This is a genomic window from Kitasatospora sp. NPDC002965 (assembly GCF_040611255.1).
Classification (GTDB): domain Bacteria; phylum Actinomycetota; class Actinomycetes; order Streptomycetales; family Streptomycetaceae; genus Kitasatospora.
In genome coordinates this window covers 1-5250 of the sequence record NZ_JBEXNT010000253.1, presented here as the reverse complement: position 1 = coordinate 5250, position 5250 = coordinate 1, and the positions used below count along the sequence as shown (strand labels likewise).

The following is a 5250-nucleotide window of genomic DNA, read 5'->3' as shown; positions in this document are numbered from 1 at the left end:
GCCGGGCCGGACCGCCGCGGCCCGGCCCGGAGCCCCCGCCACCCACGGCCCACCGCCGGGACCCGCCACGGCGGGCCGTGGTGCGTCAGCTCTCCGAGGAGGGCGGTGTGTCCCGGTACGGCGCCCGCGGCTGCGGGACGCCGTGCTGCTCCCTGGCGTCGAGCCGTGGCGCCGCCGTGGCGGACGCGTCCGGCGTGGGGTGCCAGACGCCGGTCAGCTCGACCCAGCTGTCGGTGGCCGGAGTCGGCCCCTCGGCCTGCACCAGGATCCGCAGCCGCCGGGCGTCCGCGGCGCAGCAGCTGGCGACCAGGCGGTTGAGGTACCACTCGCCGGGGGCGGTGCCGGGGGTCACGAACCCGGTCAGCCGGACCGGACGGTCGGCCAGGCCCTGCCGGGGGTCGCGGCTGCGCGCGATGAACTCGGCCAGCGCCATCGGCGTCGGCACGTTCACCGCCGCCGGTGCGGCGGGCTGCGGGTCGGGCAGCGCGACGTAGGCGGCGGCGTCGACGGCGGCGTCGGTGCCCTCGCGCGAGGCGGTGAACGAGCCGAGCGCCGGCGGGGTGAAGCAGAGCAGCAGCACGGCCGGCACGGTGAGCAGCCAGGCCACCCGCGGCCCGTGCTCGTGGCTGTGGCCGTGGGCGTGCTCGTGCCCGGGGTCGTCGCCGCCCCCGGTGCCGTCCCGGCCGGTGTGGTCGTGGCCCGAGGCCGGCCGGTGCCACTGGGCGTTGCCCTCGGCGTCCCGGCGGAACTCCAGGACGGGCTCCCGGCGCCGCTCGGTCAGCCGCACCGCCGTCCCGGCGATGCCCAGCGCGAGCAGGATGACCCCGGTGGCGACCAGCGGGATCCGCAGTTCCTCCTTGACGTACTGGAGGAAGACGTCGCTGCCCACGGTGATCCGCAGCAGGGCGGTGCCGACCAGGGCCAGCAGGAGCGACGGCGCGAGCCCCCGGACGCGGGCGCGCAGCGTTCGGGTGGGGGCGTTCACCGCCGTCCTCCCCGGCGCGGGGCGGGGGAGGCGTGCAGCGGGTCGGGGCCGTGGGCGTGGGGGTGTGGGCGCCGGGCGGTGCGGCCCGGCGGGTCGATGGTGTGCACCTTCGGTACTCCTGTCGCATCTGGCCGACGCGTGGTCGGCGCGTTTCGCCGGGCCGGCGCGCTTCGCCGGCGCGGCCCGGGCGGGCGGTCCCGGTGGAGGATGCGGGTCCGGGCCCGGGGTCTGCGGTCTTCGGCCTGGGGCAGCGGTGAGCGGTTCGGCGTGCGTCGGTCCGTCGTCGGCCCCGGGTGCTCGGGCCCGCCGGAGCGGGCGCGGGCACGGGCACGGACGAGGGCGTCGGCGGGGTCAGAGCAGGACGGCCCCGGTCAGGACGCTGGCGACGACGGCGACCACGAAGGTCGCGGAGGAGAAGCGCACGGCGAAGGCCCGGCCGAAGGATCCCGACTGGAGGGCGATCAGTTTGAGGTCGACCATCGGGCCGACCACCATGAACGCCAGCCGGGCGGTGGGGGAGAAGCCGGTGAGCGAGGCGGCGACGAAGGCGTCCGCCTCCGAGCAGACGGCCAGGACGACGGCGAGCACGGCGAGCGCCGGGACGCCCAGCCAGGGCGAGTCCGAGAAGGTGCGGAGCACGGACGGCGGGACGAGCACGTTGAACGTGGCGGCTGCCGCCGCGCCGACCACGAGGAAGCCGCCGGCGTGCAGGAAGTCGTGCTGGAGGCCGCGCCGGAACTCGTCCAGCGGGTTGCGTCCGGCGCCGCGTTCGGCCGGTCCCTTGGGCAGGCGCAGCCAGTCGGGACGGCCGAAGGCGACCCAGAGCCAGCCCATGACGAGTGCGGTGCCGAGCGAGGCCGCCAGCCGGGCGAGCACCATCTCGGGGGCGTCGGGGAAGGCGATGGCGGTGGAGACCAGGACGACCGGGTTGATGGCGGGCGCGGAGAGCAGGAACGCCAGCGCCGCGGCCGGAGCCACCCCGCGCCGCATCAGGCTCCCGGCCACCGGCACGGACGCGCACTCGCAGCCGGGCAGCACGGCGCCCGCGACCCCGGCGACCGGGACGGCCAGCGCGGGGTTGCGCGGCAGCACCCGGGTGAAGACCCGGGCCGGTACGAAGGCGCCGATCGCCGCCGAGACGACCGTGCCGAGCACCAGGAACGGCAGCCCCTGCACCACGATCGCCACCAGCAGGGTCCGCCAGGCGCGCACGCCGCCGGAGTCCCACGTCCAGGCCAGCACCGGGGCGGTGACCGCCGCGACGACCAGCGCTCCGGTCAGCAGGCCGGAGCCCCGGCGCGGGGGCGAGGTCGCCGCCTGCGGTACCGGGGTCTTCCGGACGCTGCCGAGACTCGTCTCCACCACGGTGACCGCCCCTCAGCCCGCTCGCCGCGGGGTGCGCGGCAAGTCCTGTCTGCTCACCGTCATGTGGCGAGCCCGGAGGCAGAGTAGCGTTGATAATCACTTTCATCTAGGTCTTCACCCGGGGGCCCCGCTCCGGTAGTGTCCCGTTCGCGGAGGGGCTCCTCCGGGAAGCCGGCGGGGCGTCAACCTGCTGTGCCCGGTTGCCGGTTGGGCCGTCGGGGCGACGGCTGTCCTGCGGGTGCGCCGGTCAGCCGGCCCGGCGGGCGGCCACGGTGTTCAGCAGCGCGGCGCCCCGCTCGGCGTCGTCCACGCTGACCGCGAACTCGACTCCCCGGTGCGGGCGGACCACCAGGCACTCGCCGCGCCGCAGCATCACCGTCGTGCCCAGTCCGCTCAGCCGGTAGCCCCAGCCGCCCACCTGGGCCGGGGTGCGCCGTTCCATCCGGGCGGCCGCGACGTCGGCCGGCGACCAGTGCCGGGCCGGCCAGCCGAACGGGCCGAACGTCACGTCCAGACCCCGCTCGGTCACCCGGGCCTGCACCGAGGAGCAGCCGGCCGCCGCGACCGCGACGACCGCGCACGGGGCGAAGAGCGCCCACGCCGGGCCGCCCAGCCCGCCGAGCGCGGCCAGCGCGGACCCGGCCGCGCCGAGCCCGGAGGCGGCGGCGAGCAGTCCGAGCCAAGGATTGACCGTCCGGGAGAGCCAGACCGCCCGCTGTCCCTCGGGGAGGTCCAGCCGCGGGCCGTCGGCGGCCGTCGCCGGCCGTGGTCCCCGGCCGCGCCGGTGGGCGAGCCAGGGGCCGAGCAGGCCCGCCGCGACCGCCGCCACCAGGACCGCCGCCACTTCCGGGCCCAGGGGGCGTGCGTGCTGCCAGTCCGGGCGGTCCAGGTTGGCGTGGACGATCGCGGCCTGTGCGCCGACGAGCAGCACGCCCCCGAAGCCCAGCCCGGCGCCCACCCAGGTCCGCGCGGGCGCTCCGGCCCACCGCCGGGCGACGGCCGCCGCGGCGAGCGCGACCGCCCAGCACGCCGCCGGGAAGGCCGCGGACGCGGTCAGGGACATCGAGCCGTCGGCCGTCCGGCCGTCCCAGTGCGTGGCCAGGGGGTCCGGGAGGCGGCCGTGCGCCGCCCACGGGAGGGCGAGCAGCAGCACCGCCACGGTGGCGGCCCAGAGCGCGGTGGCGGCCCGGGAGGCCCACTTCGCCGTGTCCGTGCTGCCCGTCCCGTCGGCTCCGGCCCCGGCCCCGGCTCCCTGCCTGTCGCCGTTCACGCCGTCGTTCACTTCAACCCCCTGATCATCTCGACGAGCTCCTCCCTGCTGTAGCCGGCGTTCGCCGCGTCCGCGACCAACCGCCGTGCCGAGTCCAGCAGTTCGGAGCGCCGGTCGGCGCCCCGGGCGACCGTGATCCCGCGACCGCGGCGGAACTCCAGCACGCCCTCGTCCCGCAGCACCCGCAGGGCGCGCAGCACGGTGTTGGCGTTGACCTCCAGGGCCCGCGCCAACTCCCGTGCGGGCGGAAGGCGTTCGCCGGGGGTGCACTCGCCCTCGGCGACGGCGCGGCGGATTGCTCCGGCGACCTGTTCGTGCAGCGGGCGGGAGTCCGCGGCGTCCGGCTTCAGCAGCATGGTGCTAGTGACAGTAGCACCATCGTGGAACGGGGCGGTGGGGCCCCGGGCCCCACCGGACGGGCCCCCGGATCGCCCCGGAGGGCCCCCGGATCGGCTCGCGGGCGGCCCGCGGTCCGCCCGCGGACGGACCACGACGGGGCGGGGATCGGCGCGGAAGTCGCCGAAGGGCGGCTGCCGACGTACGTTCGAAGTGTCCGCACGGGGAAGGCACCGGCGCATGCACGCACTGCGCATCCGGCTCCTCGGCGGCTTCCGGGTCCACGTGGGCCATCGGGAGATCGCCGACGGCGGATGGCGCCTGCGGAAGTCCCGGAACCTGGTCGAGCTGCTCGCGCTCGCCCCGGGCCACCGGCTCCACGGCGAGCAGGTGCTCGGCAGCCTCTGGCCGGACCAGGCCCCCGGGGCCGGTGCCGACCAGCTCCGCAGGGCCGTGCAGGAGACCCGCCGCGTCCTCGGCCCCGACCGGGCCGGTGCCCGCGCCCACCTCGACTCCGGCGGCGGACTGCTCACCCTGCGCGGCGCCCCGCTGCGGGTGGACGTCGAGGAGTTCGAACAGGCCGCCCTGCACGCCCGCCGCGCCCGCGACCCGGACGCGTACGAGCGGGCGGTCGCCCGGTACGGCGGCGACCTGTTGCCCGAGGACCGCTACGAGGAGTGGGCGGCCGATCGCGAACAGGCCCTGCACGCCGAGTACCTGGCGCTGCTGGTCGAGCTCGGCGCCCTGCGCGAGGCGCACGCCGACCTGGACGGCGCCGCCGCCGCACTGCGCCGGGCGGTGGCCGCGGACCCGCTGCACGAGGAGGCCTCGCTCGCGCTGATGCGGGTCCACACGCTGGCCGGCCGGCGGCACGAGGCACTGCACGCGTACGACCGGCTGGCCGCCGCGCTGGAACGCGCCTCCGACGGCACCGAGCGGCCCGGCCCGGCCGCCCAGCGGTTGCGCGAGCAGGTGCGCACCGGCGGACAGGTCCGGGCCGAACTCTCCGGCGAACTCTGGGAGAACGTCGGGGACCTGCGGATGCGCTCCGGGGACACCGCCGGTGCCACCGTCGCGTACGGGTCGGCGCTGGAGCCGGCCGTGGTCGACCTGCCCGCCTCCCCGGGGGTGCTCACCCCGCCGTCCGGCCGGGACGGCCTGCGCACCGCAAGGCTGCACCGCAAGGCCGCCGTCGCGCTGCTGGCCGGCGGCGGCGACCCGTCCGCCGCCGAACCGCACCTGGGCTCCGCCGAGCGGGCCCTCGCGGCGGCCGGCGGCGACCCGGCGGAGGCCG

General features: G+C 77.8%; 5 protein-coding genes. 1 reads left to right on the top strand and 4 read right to left on the bottom strand.

Going from position 1 to position 5250, the window contains the following annotated elements:
* Positions 1–85: 85 nt before the first annotated feature.
* The 4 genes from ABZY91_RS41285 to ABZY91_RS41270 form a co-directional block, all read right to left on the bottom strand.
* Positions 86–985 carry a TIGR03943 family protein gene (locus tag ABZY91_RS41285; RefSeq protein ID WP_355409310.1) on the bottom strand — a complete coding sequence of 300 codons (900 nt, stop codon included), beginning with the start codon at positions 983–985 and terminating at the stop codon, positions 86–88.
* Between the two features lie 351 nt (positions 986–1336).
* A complete protein-coding gene (locus ABZY91_RS41280) occupies positions 1337–2350 on the bottom strand; it encodes a permease (protein WP_329947475.1) in 1014 nt (337 codons plus the stop codon).
* 247 nt (positions 2351–2597) lie between these two features.
* The gene (locus tag ABZY91_RS41275) at positions 2598–3632 is read right to left on the bottom strand and encodes a DUF1648 domain-containing protein (RefSeq protein ID WP_355409307.1); all 1035 of its coding nucleotides are present in this window, start codon (positions 3630–3632) and stop codon (positions 2598–2600) included.
* Entirely contained in the window at positions 3629–3976 is a 348-nt protein-coding gene (locus ABZY91_RS41270; protein WP_355409305.1) for a GntR family transcriptional regulator, read from the bottom strand. The genes ABZY91_RS41275 and ABZY91_RS41270 overlap by 4 nt, the downstream gene beginning before the upstream one ends.
* A gap of 220 nt (positions 3977–4196) precedes the next feature.
* Here ABZY91_RS41270 and ABZY91_RS41265 point away from each other — a divergent pair.
* A partial coding sequence (locus ABZY91_RS41265) for a BTAD domain-containing putative transcriptional regulator (protein WP_355409303.1) occupies positions 4197–5250 on the top strand: 1054 nt, incomplete at its 3' end.

Excerpts from the sequence above, each read along its gene's own strand:
- ABZY91_RS41270 (WP_355409305.1), bottom strand. The coding sequence starts at position 3,976 with ATGCTGCTGAAGCCGGACGCCGCGGACTCCCGCCCGCTGCACGAACAG.